Raw genomic sequence first — 14,919 nt, 5'->3', positions numbered from 1 at the left:
AAGAAATTAATCCAAATAACGAATTAAATTCTTCTCTGTCAAAATATCTGAATAGGTGTAAGACTCCACGTAGGTATTGGCCGGTTCACCTGGTAAGCTATTGTCGTTCGTATACTCGATAATAAATAAAGAAGGATAGACCTCAATCAAGCGTCCAAATTTATTTTTTTGACGTTTCCGTCCATTTTCAAGCGTCATTTCAACCACTTGTCCTTCATGGGCCTTGATTTCTTCTTTAATTTTTTTCATTTTTGCAACATCTGTAAATGCATCACTCATCTTATTGATCCTCTCTCTTTGAAATACTTGAGAATTTATTGTATTCCTTTTGGAATATTAATTCGACTGTCCCACGCGCACCTGAACGGTTTTTCTCAATAATCACTTCAACCGTATTATTGGGCATTCCATCTTCTTCCTCTTCACCAGCTCGATCATAATAATCATCACGGTACAAGAAAGCAACAATATCCGCATCCTGCTCAATCGATCCAGATTCACGAATATCAGAAAGAACAGGACGTTTGTCTTGGCGCTGTTCCACACCACGTGATAGCTGACTCAAAGCAATAACGGGAACTTTTAGTTCCTTTGCCAAAATCTTTAACTGACGAGAAATTTCTGAAACTTCCTGTTGACGGTTTTCTCTTCCAGTCCCTGTAATCAGCTGCAGGTAGTCAATCAGAATAAGACCGAGATTGCCTGTTTCCTGCGCTAATTTTCTTGCTCTCGAACGAATCTCAGTGATCCGAATTCCTGGGGTATCATCGATGTAAATACTCGCATTGGCCAAATTTCCTTGAGCAATGGCATATTTCCGCCACTCTTCATCCGTCAATTGACCTGTACGAATCGAATGGGATTCAATCAAGCCTTCAGCTGCTAACATCCGGTCAACCAAACTTTCAGCACCCATTTCTAATGAGAAAATAGCCACTGTCTTATCCAACTTTGTCCCGATATTTTGAGCAATATTTAGAGCAAAGGCTGTTTTCCCTACTGCAGGACGAGCCGCTAAAATAATCAACTCTTCCTCATGTAGCCCTGTCGTCATATGGTCCAAATCGCGATAGCCTGTCGCAATACCCGTAATATCAGAGGTTTGAAGCGAGCGGGCTTCCAAGCTACCAAAATTTATATTCAAGATGTCTCGAATATTTTTAAATCCACTACGATTTGCGTTTTCACTAACATCAATCAGAGCTTTTTCAGCACCCGCAATGATTTCATCTGAAGGACTTGCACCATCATAAGCTTGATTAATACTTTCCGTTAATCGAGAGATCAATCGACGTAAGACAGCTTTTTCGGCAACAATTTTCGCGTAATACTCCGCGTTAGCTGAAGTTGGTACCGAATTAATGACTTCTACCAAATAGGAGAGACCACCAATATTTTGGAGATCCCCCTGACTATCTAAAATATTTCGAACAGTCGTCGCATCAATCGCATCCCCGCGGTCAGCTAGATCGATCATGGCTTTAAAAATCAAACGGTGCGAGTACTTAAAGAAATCGCCAGGCTCGATATATTCACGAACAAAGACCAATTTCCCCTCATCAATAAAGATGGCTCCCAACACTGATTGCTCCGCTTGGATATCCTGAGGTTGTGTTCGTAATTCCTCTATCTCAGCCATAAAAAAACCTTTCTATCGATCGTGTTTACCCTTCGTTTACACGAATATTAATCACACCTGTAACATCTTGATAAATTTTTACAGGGACGTCAATCAAACCTGTTGAACGAATTGGAGAGGAAACTTGGATATGACGTTTATCAATTTTAATGCCAAATTGTTTCTCAAGCTCTTCTGCAATCTTTTTATTGGTAATAGAGCCGAAAGTACGGCCATCTGGCCCAATTTTTTCCGTGAATTGAACAACAGTTGCTTCTTCTTCTAATTTTGCTTTAATCTTTTGCGCTTCTGCTAACAATTCAGCATGCGCTTTTTCTTCTGACTTTTGCTTTCCACGAAGTTCACCGATTGCTTGGGCATTGGCTTCTTTCGCAAGATTTTTCTTGATCAAAAAGTTTTGTGCATAACCAGTAGGCACTTCTTTAATTTCGCCTTTCTTACCTTTACCTTTTACATCCGCTAAGAAAATAACTTTCATTCTACATTCTCCTTTTCAATAGTTACTTCGTTTTCAATAGTCTCAATCAATTGTTGACGAATACTCATCAAATCTTGACCCTCAATTTGAGAAGCCGCCGAATTGAAATGACCTCCTCCGCCAAGCTGTTCCATGATACGCTGTACATTGACTTTGCTTCGACTACGTGCAGAAATCGAGACAGTTCCACTTTGATTACAAGCAATGACAAAGGTTGCTTCCACCTCAGACATGGCCAGCATACTATCAGCAGCCTTACTAATGGTTACTGAATCATAGGCTTTAGTCGTATTGGCACAAGCTACGATGATATGCGGCAAAATCTTTTCACCAGTCAAGATCAGTTCGTTCACTTCGCGGTACTCGTCAAACTGAATCGCAGAGATCTCCTGGATGGCTACACTATCACTACCTCTTGAACGAAGGTAACTCGCCACATCAAAGGTCCGACTTGTAACACGTGTGGAGAAGTTCTTAGTATCCAGCATGATCCCAGCCATCAAGACACTAGCTTGAATCTTCGTTAACCGATTTTTCTTCGACTTCTGGAACTGAATCAGTTCACTAACCAATTCGCTCGCACTACTTGCTCCACTTTCAATATAGGTGATCAGAACATTTTCAGGGAAATCATCGTCCCGACGGTGATGGTCAATGACAATAATCTGTTGAAATTCCTGATAAAATTCTTTAGAAAGGGTCAAAGCTGTCTTAGAATGGTCAACCATAATTAACAAAGAGCGATCCGTCACCATTTGCATGGCTTCCTCTAGGGAAAGGATTTTCGTTACCTGCTCTTCTTCTAGTTTCGCAATCGCTCTTGAAATATCACTTGCCATTGCATGCGGGTCATAGACCACATAAGAGGAGGCCAAAATATTGCTAGAGAAAAACTGCATTCCCACAGACGCTCCTAGAGCGTCCATATCCAAGTTTCTATGCCCAACAATGAAGACTTGATCAACGGATTTGATCTTATCCGAAATAGCTGTCATCATAGCGCGTGTGCGAGTCCGAGTCCGCTTCACAGCCGAAGCTGTTCCCCCACCAAAGAAAATAGGGTTTTTCTGTTCATCATTTTCCTTGACAACCGCTTGATCCCCACCACGAACTTCTGCAAGGTTTAGGTTCAAGAGAGCCCCTTTACCAATCTCATCATGCTTCCCGTCACCGTACGAGAATCCCATACTTAAGGTAATAGGTAGCTCACGATTTTTAGCTTCTTCACGGAATTGATCGATGACTGAAAATTTTGATTCCATCAACTGTTCTAAGACCGTGTAGTCTGTAAACAAATAGAAACGATCCATCCCCACACGTCTGTAAAACATATGGTAATGAGCTGTAAACTCTTCTACAAAGTTGGCAATAAAACTATTGATATTGCTAATATCAGAGTCTGAAATGACATCTTCTAGATCATCATAGTTATCAACAGAAATAATACCGATAACGGGACGAGTTGTCACCAACCCCACAGTTGCTTCATACTCACTTGAAACATCAAAAAAGTAAACAACACTAGACGTCTGATCAAAGTAAACGGAATATTTCTTATCGGCTACAGTGACATAGTGTCCTTTATCCTCAAACAGAGTATTGAGCAACTTTTTCAAGGATTCAACATCAAAGTCCCCATCATCTGTTGAAAAAATCAATTCAGCATAAGGGTTGAACCACTCTACTTCATTTGACTCTTCATTAATTTTGATAACTCCAACAGGCATTTTATCAAGGAGGGATGCTAATCCGCTTTCTGCCTGATGGTTCACATATTGTATTTGTTCTAATTCATCTAACTCTGAAATTTGTAACTGGTATTCAAATAAAGCAATCAATCCAGCTAAGACTAAAAAAATTGCAATGAGAGTTACATAGCCTTTGCCAAAGATTCTTAAAAAAATTGCTAAAATTGCAAATGAAATAAAACCAATTAACACATAATGGATGAACGATAAACGAAATTTTTTCATCATAAACCTCTTCTCGGAATTATACCATAATTAGAGGTAAAAAGCGAGGTTTCTCTCTATATTACAGAGAAGATTGACCAGTCAAAAACTCTTTCTCCACTTCACTACCTTGTAAACAAAAGTTTACAATCGTGTAAACAACAGCAACAAATTTCAATCTATAAAATTGAGGCTGAAACATCATCTCAGCCTCATTTGATTAGTGGTTTGCTTTGTTTTTGGAGATACTCCGAGATTTACCTTCCAAGTAAACCATTAAAATAGAGATATCTGCTGGATTGACACCTGAGATACGACTTGCTTGACCAATCGTTTCTGGATTAATTAATTTAAATTTTTGACGAGCTTCGGTTGCGATGGAGTCAATATCATCCCAGTCAATATTCGCAGGAATTCGTTTTTCTTCCATACGCTTCATTTTTTCGACTTGGTCCATTGCTTTTGAAATATAGCCTTCGTATTTAATTTCAGTTTCAATCAATTCAATGATTTTATCATCCAGTTCTTCAGCTGCAGGACCGATAAATTCTACCACATCTTGGTAAGAGACTTCTGGTCGTCTCAAGAATTCTTTAGCAGTGACAGCATCTGTCAATGGTTTAAAGCCCATTGCAGCGACCTTCTCATTGGTTTCCTTTACAGGCTTTAACTTAATGCTATCCAAACGCTTCATCTCGTTTTCAAACTGATACTTCTTGGTTTCGAAACGTTGCCAACGTTCATCATCTACCAATCCAATTGCTCGCCCCATCTCCGTCAACCGCATATCTGCATTATCGTGACGTAAGATCAAGCGGTATTCTGCACGGCTTGTTAACAAACGGTAGGGTTCGATCGTTCCTTTTGTTACCAAGTCATCGATCATGACCCCAATATAACCATCACTTCGTTTCAAAATGAGTTCTGGTTTTCCTTGGATTTTTAGAGCCGCATTGATCCCTGCAATAATCCCTTGACCAGCGGCCTCCTCATAGCCAGATGTTCCGTTGGTTTGGCCAGCTGTAAAGAGACCTGAAATTTTCTTGGTTTCCAAAGTTGCGCGCAATTGATGAGGCAAAACCATATCATACTCAATCGCATAACCCGTTCGCATCATCTCAGCATTTTCCAATCCCTTAATAGAATGGACAAGATCTCGTTGCACATCCTCTGGTAAACTGGTTGACAAACCTTGAACATAGACTTCTTCTGTATTTCGTCCCTCAGGTTCTAAAAATAGTTGATGACGCTCTTTGTCAGCAAAACGGACAATTTTATCCTCAATGGACGGACAATAGCGAGGACCTACTCCCTTTACAACCCCTGTAAACATAGGTGCCCGGTGTAAATTATTCTGGATAATTTCATGGCTATGCCCATTCGTATAAGTCAACCAACAAGGAACCTGATCCTTTACATAATCTTCATCACGCGATGTATAAGAAAAATGATTTGGAGCTTCATCTCCAGGTTGAATTTCCGTTTCGTCATAATTAATTGACGATGCCTTTACACGAGGTGGTGTCCCTGTTTTGAAACGTCCAATTTCTAATCCTAGCTGTTTGAGATTTTCGGCTAAATTGATAGAAGCTAGACTATGATTAGGCCCTGACGAATACTTGAGATCTCCAATGATAATTTCTCCGCGTAAAGCTGTCCCAGTAGTGACAATGACAGCCTTTGCCCCATACTCTTGGTGAGTCGCAGTCCTTACACCAACAACCTTACCATCCTCCACCAAAATCTCATCAATCATGGTTTGGCGGAGAGTCAAATTTTCTTGGTTTTCTACCGTTTTCCGCATTTCTTTTGAGTAAAGTTCTTTGTCTGCTTGAGCCCGAAGGGCACGAACCGCAGGACCTTTACCAGTATTGAGCATTTTCATTTGGATATAGGTCTTGTCTATGTTCTTCGCCATTTCTCCACCTAAAGCATCTACTTCACGAACAACAATTCCTTTTGCAGACCCACCAATAGACGGATTACAAGGCATAAAGGCCAACATTTCAATATTAATAGTTGCAAGTAAGACCTTGCAGCCCATACGACTAGCGGCAAGTGAAGCCTCAACTCCCGCATGCCCAGCACCAATGACAATGATATCGTATTCTTCTATAAAATTATAAGTCATTTTTTCTCCTATTCTTCAAGATGGATGTGTTGCAATTGTCCGTCCCAACCAGGCAAAGCTGTTCTTAAGAAGGATGGTTTCAGAGGAAATGTATGCAACTGATTCAGAGGTATCCACCGGCAGGGTAAGGACTTTGTTTCTTCCTGCATGACCAAAGGTGCTTCTTCCAGCAAGTCCACCAAATAATGAAATTCAATGTTATGGTAGTGGATTCCAGCTTGTTCAAAGCGATTTTCAACCACGAAAGCTAGCTGGCCTGCTTTAGATATGACACCAAGTTCTTCTTTTACTTCTCGGACCACAGCATCTTCTGTAGCTTCATTCACTCGAATAGCACCACCAATTGTATAAAAACCATCTTTGTCTTCTATGACTAACAAACGACTATCTTTTATTATCAAGGCAGTCGCTCTCACACCAAAAACCGTGCGATCCACTTTCGTTCGAAAATCCTGCTGCTGCATCTTTTCCTTCCTCTCAAAAAACGACACAAAAACAGTCAAAACTCGCAAGAAGTGCAGGACAAAAAGCCTGCAACATCCATGAGCTTTGACCATCATTTCTATTGCTTATTTTATTGTATCAGATTGACTAAATTTGTCAATTTAAATATATTGACAAACCTTACCATCTCGATAAGCATTGTCAATCAAACCACCACCGAGACACTCTTCACCGTCGTAAAACACAACAGCTTGTCCTGGCGTAATGGCTCGTTGAGGTTCTGCAAAAATCACTTCTGCCTTGTCACCTTTAACGTGTACAGTCACTTTGGAATCAGGTTGACGATAGCGAAACTTAGCTGTACATTCTAACGTAAGTTCTTCAGGCATATCTCGTGTAAAGTGAACTTGACTAGCCTGTAAACTTGTTGACATCAGTGCATCATGATAGAAACCTTGACCAACGTAAAGAATGTTTTGACTAAGGTCTTTCCCCACTACAAACCATGGAGCATTGTCTCCACCCTGTTGTCCACCAATTCCAAGACCACCACGCTGACCGATCGTGTAATACATCAAACCGGCATGTTCACCCATATCTCGTCCATCTACGGTCATCATTCGGCCTGGCTGAGCAGGTAGATAGTTGCTGAGAAACTCTTTGAAATTCTTTTCTCCGATAAAGCAGATTCCCGTGGAATCTTTCTTTTTAGCCGTTGCTAGTCCAGACTCTTCTGCTAACCGGCGAACCTCAGGCTTTTCTAAATGCCCCAACGGAAACATGGTTTTTTGAAGTTGTTCTTGTGACAATTGGCTTAAGAAATAAGTTTGATCCTTTCCATTGTCAACGCCACGTAACATATGGACAACGCCATCCGCATCACGCGTCACGCGTGCATAGTGCCCTGTCGCTATATAATCGGCACCGAGGGTCATAGCGTAATCTAGAAAGGCCTTAAATTTGATTTCCTTATTACACATGACATCCGGATTTGGTGTCCGACCAGCTCGGTATTCAGCAAGGAAATATTCAAAGACACGATCCCAATATTCTTTCTCAAAGTTGACAGAATAGTAAGGAATGCCAATCTGGTCTGCAACTGCTGCCACATCTTTGTAATCCTCTGTAGCTGTACAGACACCATTTTCGTCTGTGTCGTCCCAGTTTTTCATGAAGATGCCGATGACATCGTAACCCTGTTGCTTTAACAACAAAGCCGTTACAGATGAATCGACACCGCCACTCATACCAACAACAACACGTGTTTTCGAGTTATCACTCATAGGTTTCTCCCATCTTTTCGTTACTCACGATTGAAGGTCGTGGTTTGCTTCAACGATTGAAGGTCGTTTTGAGCAGTTACCATTTTAACACGCTTTGTAGAAGAAAACAAGCATTTGACCGCCCTAGTCCTCGCTAATTAATGATACGTTTACAGAGCTGTAAATTTAAAAAGAGTCTTATTCAAGGACTCTTTTTAAACGAATTTAATACCAGCCATTTGCCAACCAGAAATTTTTAGCTGCTGACCATGATCCATAACGGTTGACAACGTATTGATTGGCCACTTTTTCTTGGTTTGCAGGTGATAAATCACCATTCAAATAGGTGAGAGTTAATTGGTAACGACCATAATATTGGCCATTTTGTGCTGTATAACTACCACTTGATTCTTTTTGGGCAATCCATTCCTTAGCAGCTGCATCTTCCGCACTCAAGCCATCTGAAGCAGAGACAGTCGTTGTTGCTTGTGTAGCGTCTGTTTTACTTGTAGTAGCTTGCTCCTCAGTCTTTTTCGTTGTATTTGTACCTTCAATCTCAAGAACTTGACCAACTGAGATGAGGTTCACGTTACTAATCTTATTTTTCTTAGCAATTGCATCAACCGTTGTGTTCTTCTCTTTAGCAATAGCAGATAAAGTATCACCTGATTTTACAGTATAAGCATCTGCATTCGCTGCAATTGGAAAGAAAAGTCCTGCAAGTAAACTAAGTCCAATCATACGTTTCATCATTTGTTTTTTATTCATTATTATGTACTCCTTTATTGGTATACCTCTATACTACACAAGAAATATTTCATATTTATTGAAATTATATGTCAAATATTTCATATAGATGTTAGAAATACTAAAGTTTAGATATAATATAAATGTTTTAAGTCTTGCTTAAGATTTCTCAGATATTTCGGGAAAAATAGAAGAAATCATCAGCCATATCTGATATAATGAAGTAAAGTGATCACAAAGGAGCAGAACATGAACTCTTTAAAATTCCAATCTGTTTTTGATATTATTGGACCTGTGATGATTGGCCCATCCAGCAGTCACACTGCAGGTGCAGTTCGAATTGGTAAAATTGTTTCTTCTATCTTTGGAGAAGAGCCAAAAGAGGTTGAGTTCCAATTATTTAATTCCTTCGCAAAAACCTATCGTGGTCATGGAACAGATTTAGCCTTAGTAGCTGGCATCTTAGGAATGGACACAGATGATCCTAGAATCCCAGATAGTCTAAAAATTGCACATGAACGAGGCATTCGGATTGTTTGGTCTATTCAAAAAGAGAGCAATGCTCCTCATCCAAATACGACGACCATCACGGTGAAAAATGACCATAAAACGATTTCTGTCACTGGAATCTCCATTGGTGGTGGGAATATACAGGTTACTGAGTTAAATGGCTTTGCCATCTCGCTAAATATGAATACTCCAACCATTATCATTGTGCACCAAGACGTCCCTGGGATGATCGCTCATGTGACAGAAGCCCTTTCTCGCTATGATATTAACATTGCACAAATGAATGTGACGCGGGAAAAAGCTGGAGAAAAAGCAATTATGATTATAGAAGTTGACTCAAGGAGTTGTGAAGCAGCTATCGAAGATATCCGTAAAATTCCTCATCTTCATAATGTCAACTTTTTCAAATAAGGAGTTCGTATGTTTTATTCAATTGTAGACCTCGTAGAACAAGCAAGCACGCAATACGAAGGAAACGTCGCAGAGTTAATGATTGCAACTGAATTTGAACTAACTGGTCGTGAACGCGAAGAAGTCCTCCGATTAATGACCCGTAATTTAGAAGTGATGATTGATTCTGTAAGGTTAGGGTTAAATGAAAATCACTCTCGTAGTGGATTAACTGGTGGAGATGCGACAAAATTAGATCGTTATATCAAATCAGGAAAAACTTTATCTGACTTGACCGTCTTAACCGCAGCGAAGAATGCTATCGCTGTCAACGAACACAATGCTAAAATGGGGCTGGTCTGTGCAACACCCACTGCAGGATCTGCTGGCTGTCTTCCTGCAGTTCTCACTGCTGCAACTCAAAAATTAGGGTTAAACCGTCAGCAACAATTAGATTTTCTACTAACAGCTGGGGCTTTTGGGTTAGTGATCGCCAATAATGCTTCTATTTCAGGTGCAGAAGGTGGTTGTCAAGCAGAAGTCGGTTCTGCTTCAGCTATGAGCGCGGCTGCATTAACACTAGCTGCTGGGGGAACTCCTTATCAAGCGAGTCAAGCGGTCTGTTTTGTCATCAAAAACATGCTTGGGCTCATTTGTGATCCAGTAGCAGGGCTTGTGGAAGTCCCATGTGTCAAACGAAACGCAATGGGAGCCAGCTATGCCTTCGTTGCTGCTGATATGGCCTTAGCAGGCATTGAATCAAAAATACCTGTTGATGAAGTTATTGACGCCATGTATCAAGTTGGTTCCAGTCTTCCAACTGCCTTTAGAGAAACAGCTGAAGGAGGATTGGCAGCAACACCAACCGGTCGAAGATTACAAAAAGAGATATTTGGAGAATAACATGCAAGCCTTATTTTTTGACTTAGACGGAACATTAGTTGACAGTTCCAAGGGAATTACAGAGAGCTTTCAACATACATTCGATACCTTGAAGGTTCCTCAACCCGATCTTAAAACCATCCGAAGTTTTATGGGACCACCTTTGATTTCTAGTTTTGAAGCTACTCTTCCTGAAGCTTTGGTAGATCAAGCTGTAACTATTTATCGTCAGTATTACCATGAAAAAGGTCAATACAAATCAACTCTGTTTCCTCAGATCGTAGAAGCTTTGAAAACATTACAAGACGAAAACATTCCCCTTTATGTAACGACTTCAAAACATGAACCAGTTGCTTTACAGATGTGTCAAGATTTAGGTATCGCTAAATACTTTAAAGGAATTTATGGATCCAATTCAGATCGTATCCACAAAGCCGATGTCATTCGATACGCCTTGTCAATCAATGATCTTCCAAAAGAGGAAACAGTCATTATTGGAGATACAAAATTTGACCTCATTGGAGGTCAAACAATTGGAATAAAAACTATGGCAGTCTCTTGGGGATTTGGAGATCTTGAAGAGCTACTTCTTTACTCACCTGATTTTATTTGTCATTCTCCACTTGAAATCCTAGAGACATTAAAAAAATAGGTTTACAAATTGTAAACCTATTTTTTAATAACCCCAAGCTGACAAACCTTGAGAGCTGTATGCATTATATGCTGCCTGGATTTGATCATCAACTGTTGCAGTTGAACCCCAACCTGGCATTGTTTGGAATAAACCACTTGCACCAGAAGCATTTGCTGCATTTACTTGACCATTTGATTCACGGGCAATAATTGCTTCCCAAGTAGAAGCAGGTACACCAGTCATTTCAGCCATACGAGCAGCTGCATAAGAACCTTGTTCCCCAGCAGTATTTCCATTTGATAGAACAATTCCACCATTTGTTGATTGTGCAGAAGTCACTGCAGCATTTGCTGCATAAGTTGTTTGTTTTTGAGCAGTTTGTGCTGCTGCAGGTGCACTTTCAGCAGGTTTCGCTTGCTCTTGTGGAGCAACTTTATCAATCATAGATTTTGAACGCTCACCTAACTCAATAATTTGTCCTGCATAGATCAAATCTTCATTGGTCAAATTGTTAGATGCAATAATATTTTCTACTGAAGTGTTATTTTCTAATGCAATTTTTGATAGAGTATCTCCAGACTTCACTTCGTAAGTTTCAGCATTCACTGTAGCAATACCAGAAATGAAAAGCGATGCTGCTGAAAGTAAGGAAGTGACTGTCCATTGGAACTTTTTACTGTTCATGAATTCTATTCTCCTTTCGAACATAATTCTATCATACACACAAAATGTTACAGTTTATTGTAGAATATATTACAAATGTTACAAGAATATGTGAATTTAATGTAAAAAGCGCTTTGTTTAGCGCTTTTTCCTTATTTTTGAACCAATACAACTAGCTCTATCCATTTTTTAGATAAAAAATCAACCCCATGAGGCACAGAATAATAAACAATGCTAGAGTATCTTTCACTCCCCACTGTAGACTCCGATAACGTGTTCGTCCTTCACCCCCTTTGTACCCTCTCGCTTCCATTGCGATCGCTAGTGCATCTGCACGTTTAAAGCTAGAAGCAAATAAAGGAATAAGGATCGGAATAAAAGAACGAATTCTTTTTAATAAATTTCCCTCTCCAAAATCAACACCACGCGCCCTTTGCGCATTCATGATTCGATTCGTATCATCTACTAATGTTGGAACAAAACGCAAACTCATAGATAGCATTAGCCCAATCTCATGAGCCGGAACTTTAATAATTTTTAATGGTGTAAGGATCTTTTCAACAGCATCTGCTAAACTTAATGGTGTCGTTGTCACGGTTAAAATTGTCGAATAAAAAATGATTAAAATAAATCTACAAAATATGATGGCGGCCTGTATCAATCCTTGGTCGGTTAATTTAAAAAACCACCAGTGATATAAAATTGTTCCTTGAGAGGTCGCAAATAATTGAAAAATAGTTGTAAACGCAATGATAAAAATCATTGATTTTAAGCCTTTGACATAAAAACTAACCGAAATCCTCGTTAAATACATTAAAACAAAGATGAAACCAAAGAGCAGAATATTGGTCTGCAAGTTATTGGCCCAAAAAAGAAGAAAAATGAACAAAAACATTGAGAGCAACTTCCCACGAGGATCCAGTTGATGAATGATGGAATTTCCAGGGATATACCGTCCTAAAATCATATTATTCATGAAGTAACAGCTCCTTTAGTTCCTCAATTTTGATTGGTAGTCTGTCTAGAGGAAGCCCCCTTTTTTTCAATTGAAGAGCAAAATTCGTAATTTGTGGGACTCCTAATTGAAGTTTTTGTAAATAATCAACCTGTTGAAACACTTCCCTTGGGGATCCGTTTAGGACAAGTTTTCCCGCTTCCAAAGCAAATACAGTATCAGCAAAGTTTGCTACATCATCCATTGTATGAGACACCAAAACAAGAGTCATCCCATTTTTATGCAACGTCTCAAACAGCGCCATCAATTCCTTTCTCCCAGCAGGATCTAGGCCTGCTGTTGGCTCGTCCAATACTAAAATCTCTGGCTCTATGGCTAAAATACCCGCAATCGCAACCCGCCTCATTTGTCCACCAGATAATTCAAATGGACTTTTATCATAGATAGACTCTTCTAAACCAACGATCGCTAATTTTTCTTTGGCTATTTCCTCCGCTTTGTCCTTAGGTACCCCAAAATTTTGTGGTCCAAAAGCTACATCAGCTAGAACAGTTTCTGCAAATAACTGACTCTCTGGAAATTGAAAAACTAAGCCAACTTTTTTTCTTAAGTACTTCATTTCTTTTGGCTCAGAATGATTATCTAAAACAAAATCATCGAATTGAATCATTCCTTCAGTCGGACGAAGTAAACCATTTAGTAATTGTAACAAAGTGGACTTGCCACTACCAGTATGTCCAATGATGGCAGTATAAGAGCCATCCTGTATTTCCAAAGTGACGTCAGAAAGCGCTTGTCCTTCAAAAGGACTTCCCTCTTGATAAGTATAATAGACATTCTTTAAAGAAATTCCCATAGTTGGTCTAATAACTCACTTTCTGTTAAATAATCCTGTTTTAGCAGGAAATGCGAGCTCAGAGATTCTTGGACTTGTTTACTAAAAGGCTTATCCAGTCCAATCTCGTGCAGATCATTTCTTGAAAACAATTCCCTCGGCGTCATGGAAGACTCTAATGTTCCTTTTTGAAACACTAGGGTTCGATCACTTAGGGCGATTTCAGTTAAATCATGAGTAATGGAGATAATCGTTAATTGAAACTTTTTCTGGAGTTCCCGCATTACTGCCATTAAATCCTCTCGGCCTTCTGGATCTAACATACTAGTTGCTTCATCAAGGATAATAATAGTTGGTCGCAAGGCAATAATACCCGCTATGGCTACTCGTTGTTTTTGACCACCCGACAATCGAGAAGGTTCCCGATCTTTAAACTCTAGCATGCCTACTTGGTCAATAGCCTTCTCTACACGTTGAATCATTTCTTCCCGTGGAATTCCTTGGTTTTCCAAGCCAAAGGCGACATCATCTTCCACTGTTGCACCGACAAATTGATTGTCCGGATTCTGAAATACAATCCCAATTTTACTGCGGATTTGCCATATAGTTTCACGAGTCAACTGTTGCCCATCAATATAAATCTCACCAGACTCAGGTTCTAAAAGACCATCCATCAAGCGTACAACGGTAGATTTCCCACTACCATTGTGCCCAACAATTGAAAGCCACTCCCCTTGTTTCACGTGAAACGAAACAGTGTCAATTTGATACTCTTCTATTGTTTTATCGTATCGAAAGGATACATTTTTTAGCTCTATAATATGTTTCATTTATTTGAATGTGTCTTTAAAGAGATAGCTACTTCCTTTAAAGTAGTCGTAACCAGAATAAATTGTAAAAATCAGTGCGATATAAAGTAATACTTGCCCTGGAAGGGTCCAATGACAAAGCAAAAAGATAATAGCAAACATTTGGCTAAAGGTCTTAATTTTACCAGGCATGGCTGCAGCCAAAACTGTACCACCTGTCTCAACAAGTAGAAGACGCAAACCAGTGACAGCTAACTCACGACAAATGATAACGGCTGCAATCCAAGCAGGGACCATCTTTAATTCAATCATCATGATAAAGGCTGACATGACCAATAATTTATCTGCCATTGGATCGGCAAATTTCCCAAAATTACTAACTACATTCCATTTTCGTGCAAGGAAGCCATCTAAATAATCTGTAATACTTGCAATTGCAAAAATAACTGCTGCTACAATATGTCCTAGATAAGAGTGAGTTAAACTTAAAATGGCAATAAAAATAGGAATCATTACAACTCGAATTAATGTCAATGCATTAGGAATATTTTCTTTTTTCATATTTCCTCCAAAAATAAACTATCTTTA

Annotated in this window: 16 protein-coding genes; 3 read left to right on the top strand and 13 right to left on the bottom strand. The window is 39.5% G+C overall.

All coding sequences use genetic code 11. The annotated features are described in order from the left end of the window. Positions 1–6 precede the first annotated feature (6 nt). The 8 genes from ADI76_RS09410 to ADI76_RS09375 all read right to left on the bottom strand — a co-directional run bounded on the left by ADI76_RS09410 (position 7) and on the right by ADI76_RS09375 (position 8,674). Positions 7–279 carry a Veg family protein gene (locus tag ADI76_RS09410; RefSeq protein WP_003009183.1) on the bottom strand — a complete coding sequence of 91 codons (273 nt, stop codon included), beginning with the start codon at positions 277–279 and terminating at the stop codon, positions 7–9. Position 280: 1 nt separating this feature from the next. Continuing rightward, complete coding sequence (gene dnaB, locus ADI76_RS09405; protein ID WP_014714093.1) at positions 281–1,639, bottom strand: replicative DNA helicase; 1,359 nt, start codon at positions 1,637–1,639, stop codon at positions 281–283. A gap of 25 nt (positions 1,640–1,664) precedes the next feature. Further along, on the bottom strand, positions 1,665–2,117 hold the full coding sequence (gene rplI / locus ADI76_RS09400) for a 50S ribosomal protein L9 (RefSeq protein WP_003002156.1): 453 nt from the start codon (positions 2,115–2,117) through the stop codon (positions 1,665–1,667). After that, positions 2,114–4,093 (bottom strand): DHH family phosphoesterase, encoded by a 1,980-nt coding sequence (locus ADI76_RS09395; RefSeq protein ID WP_080982795.1) that lies wholly within the window; start codon positions 4,091–4,093, stop codon positions 2,114–2,116. Before ADI76_RS09395 ends, rplI begins: the two co-directional genes overlap by 4 nt. Positions 4,094–4,289: 196 nt before the next feature. After that, positions 4,290–6,200 (bottom strand): tRNA uridine-5-carboxymethylaminomethyl(34) synthesis enzyme MnmG, encoded by a 1,911-nt coding sequence (mnmG, locus tag ADI76_RS09390; RefSeq protein WP_049516085.1) that lies wholly within the window; start codon positions 6,198–6,200, stop codon positions 4,290–4,292. Positions 6,201–6,208: 8 nt separating this feature from the next. After that, positions 6,209–6,664: an NUDIX hydrolase gene (locus tag ADI76_RS09385; RefSeq protein WP_049516082.1), complete on the bottom strand. Its 456-nt coding sequence runs from the start codon at positions 6,662–6,664 to the stop codon at positions 6,209–6,211. Between the two features lie 141 nt (positions 6,665–6,805). Next, on the bottom strand, positions 6,806–7,927 hold the full coding sequence (gene mnmA / locus ADI76_RS09380) for a tRNA 2-thiouridine(34) synthase MnmA (protein WP_049516080.1): 1,122 nt from the start codon (positions 7,925–7,927) through the stop codon (positions 6,806–6,808). Positions 7,928–8,131: 204 nt separating this feature from the next. Then, the gene (locus tag ADI76_RS09375) at positions 8,132–8,674 is read right to left on the bottom strand and encodes a LysM peptidoglycan-binding domain-containing protein (RefSeq protein ID WP_049516078.1); all 543 of its coding nucleotides are present in this window, start codon (positions 8,672–8,674) and stop codon (positions 8,132–8,134) included. A gap of 228 nt (positions 8,675–8,902) precedes the next feature. Between ADI76_RS09375 and sdaAB the strand changes: the two genes are divergently transcribed. From sdaAB to ADI76_RS09360, 3 genes are read left to right on the top strand one after another with little or no spacing between them, the layout of a single operon-like run. Then, positions 8,903–9,574 carry an L-serine ammonia-lyase, iron-sulfur-dependent subunit beta gene (gene sdaAB, locus ADI76_RS09370; protein WP_003002135.1) on the top strand — a complete coding sequence of 224 codons (672 nt, stop codon included), beginning with the start codon at positions 8,903–8,905 and terminating at the stop codon, positions 9,572–9,574. Between the two features lie 9 nt (positions 9,575–9,583). After that, positions 9,584–10,456, top strand: coding sequence for an L-serine ammonia-lyase, iron-sulfur-dependent, subunit alpha (gene sdaAA / locus ADI76_RS09365; protein ID WP_049516076.1), 873 nt, complete (start codon positions 9,584–9,586; stop codon positions 10,454–10,456). A 1-nt stretch (position 10,457) separates the two neighbouring features. Next, a complete protein-coding gene (locus ADI76_RS09360; protein WP_049516073.1) occupies positions 10,458–11,087 on the top strand; it encodes an HAD hydrolase-like protein in 630 nt (209 codons plus the stop codon). A 24-nt stretch (positions 11,088–11,111) separates the two neighbouring features. Here ADI76_RS09360 and ADI76_RS09355 read toward each other — a convergent pair whose 3' ends face one another. The 5 genes from ADI76_RS09355 to pgsA all read right to left on the bottom strand — a co-directional run bounded on the left by ADI76_RS09355 (position 11,112) and on the right by pgsA (position 14,892). Then, positions 11,112–11,753: a LysM peptidoglycan-binding domain-containing protein gene (locus ADI76_RS09355; RefSeq protein ID WP_023919985.1), complete on the bottom strand. Its 642-nt coding sequence runs from the start codon at positions 11,751–11,753 to the stop codon at positions 11,112–11,114. Positions 11,754–11,910: 157 nt separating this feature from the next. Next, positions 11,911–12,708 carry an energy-coupling factor transporter transmembrane component T family protein gene (locus ADI76_RS09350; protein ID WP_049516070.1) on the bottom strand — a complete coding sequence of 266 codons (798 nt, stop codon included), beginning with the start codon at positions 12,706–12,708 and terminating at the stop codon, positions 11,911–11,913. Then, positions 12,701–13,543 carry an energy-coupling factor transporter ATPase gene (locus tag ADI76_RS09345; RefSeq protein WP_049516067.1) on the bottom strand — a complete coding sequence of 281 codons (843 nt, stop codon included), beginning with the start codon at positions 13,541–13,543 and terminating at the stop codon, positions 12,701–12,703. Before ADI76_RS09345 ends, ADI76_RS09350 begins: the two co-directional genes overlap by 8 nt. Beyond that, entirely contained in the window at positions 13,528–14,352 is an 825-nt protein-coding gene (locus ADI76_RS09340; protein ID WP_049516065.1) for an energy-coupling factor ABC transporter ATP-binding protein, read from the bottom strand. Before ADI76_RS09340 ends, ADI76_RS09345 begins: the two co-directional genes overlap by 16 nt. Next, positions 14,353–14,892: a CDP-diacylglycerol--glycerol-3-phosphate 3-phosphatidyltransferase gene (pgsA, locus tag ADI76_RS09335; protein ID WP_049516063.1), complete on the bottom strand. Its 540-nt coding sequence runs from the start codon at positions 14,890–14,892 to the stop codon at positions 14,353–14,355. Positions 14,893–14,919 lie beyond the last annotated feature (27 nt).

This window comes from Streptococcus parasanguinis (assembly GCF_001074805.1).
GTDB classification, from domain to species: Bacteria; Bacillota; Bacilli; order Lactobacillales; family Streptococcaceae; genus Streptococcus; species Streptococcus parasanguinis_A.
The sequence above is the reverse complement of the archived record's forward strand: the minus strand, read 5'-3'. Positions and strand labels throughout refer to the sequence as shown.

Bases quoted from the DNA above. Each gene is read 5' to 3' on its own strand.
- ADI76_RS09410 (WP_003009183.1), bottom strand. From the start codon at position 279: ATGAGTGATGCATTTACAGATGTTGCAAAAATGAAAAAAATTAAAGAA.
- dnaB (WP_014714093.1), bottom strand. From the start codon at position 1,639: ATGGCTGAGATAGAGGAATTACGAACACAACCTCAGGATATCCAAGCG.
- rplI (WP_003002156.1), bottom strand. From the start codon at position 2,117: ATGAAAGTTATTTTCTTAGCGGATGTAAAAGGTAAAGGTAAGAAAGGC.
- ADI76_RS09395 (WP_080982795.1), bottom strand. From the start codon at position 4,093: ATGATGAAAAAATTTCGTTTATCGTTCATCCATTATGTGTTAATTGGT.
- mnmG (WP_049516085.1), bottom strand. From the start codon at position 6,200: ATGACTTATAATTTTATAGAAGAATACGATATCATTGTCATTGGTGCT.
- ADI76_RS09385 (WP_049516082.1), bottom strand. From the start codon at position 6,664: ATGCAGCAGCAGGATTTTCGAACGAAAGTGGATCGCACGGTTTTTGGT.
- mnmA (WP_049516080.1), bottom strand. From the start codon at position 7,927: ATGAGTGATAACTCGAAAACACGTGTTGTTGTTGGTATGAGTGGCGGT.
- ADI76_RS09375 (WP_049516078.1), bottom strand. From the start codon at position 8,674: ATGAATAAAAAACAAATGATGAAACGTATGATTGGACTTAGTTTACTT.
- sdaAB (WP_003002135.1), top strand. From the start codon at position 8,903: ATGAACTCTTTAAAATTCCAATCTGTTTTTGATATTATTGGACCTGTG.
- sdaAA (WP_049516076.1), top strand. From the start codon at position 9,584: ATGTTTTATTCAATTGTAGACCTCGTAGAACAAGCAAGCACGCAATAC.
- ADI76_RS09360 (WP_049516073.1), top strand. From the start codon at position 10,458: ATGCAAGCCTTATTTTTTGACTTAGACGGAACATTAGTTGACAGTTCC.
- ADI76_RS09355 (WP_023919985.1), bottom strand. From the start codon at position 11,753: ATGAACAGTAAAAAGTTCCAATGGACAGTCACTTCCTTACTTTCAGCA.
- ADI76_RS09350 (WP_049516070.1), bottom strand. From the start codon at position 12,708: ATGAATAATATGATTTTAGGACGGTATATCCCTGGAAATTCCATCATT.
- ADI76_RS09345 (WP_049516067.1), bottom strand. From the start codon at position 13,543: ATGGGAATTTCTTTAAAGAATGTCTATTATACTTATCAAGAGGGAAGT.
- ADI76_RS09340 (WP_049516065.1), bottom strand. From the start codon at position 14,352: ATGAAACATATTATAGAGCTAAAAAATGTATCCTTTCGATACGATAAA.
- pgsA (WP_049516063.1), bottom strand. From the start codon at position 14,892: ATGAAAAAAGAAAATATTCCTAATGCATTGACATTAATTCGAGTTGTA.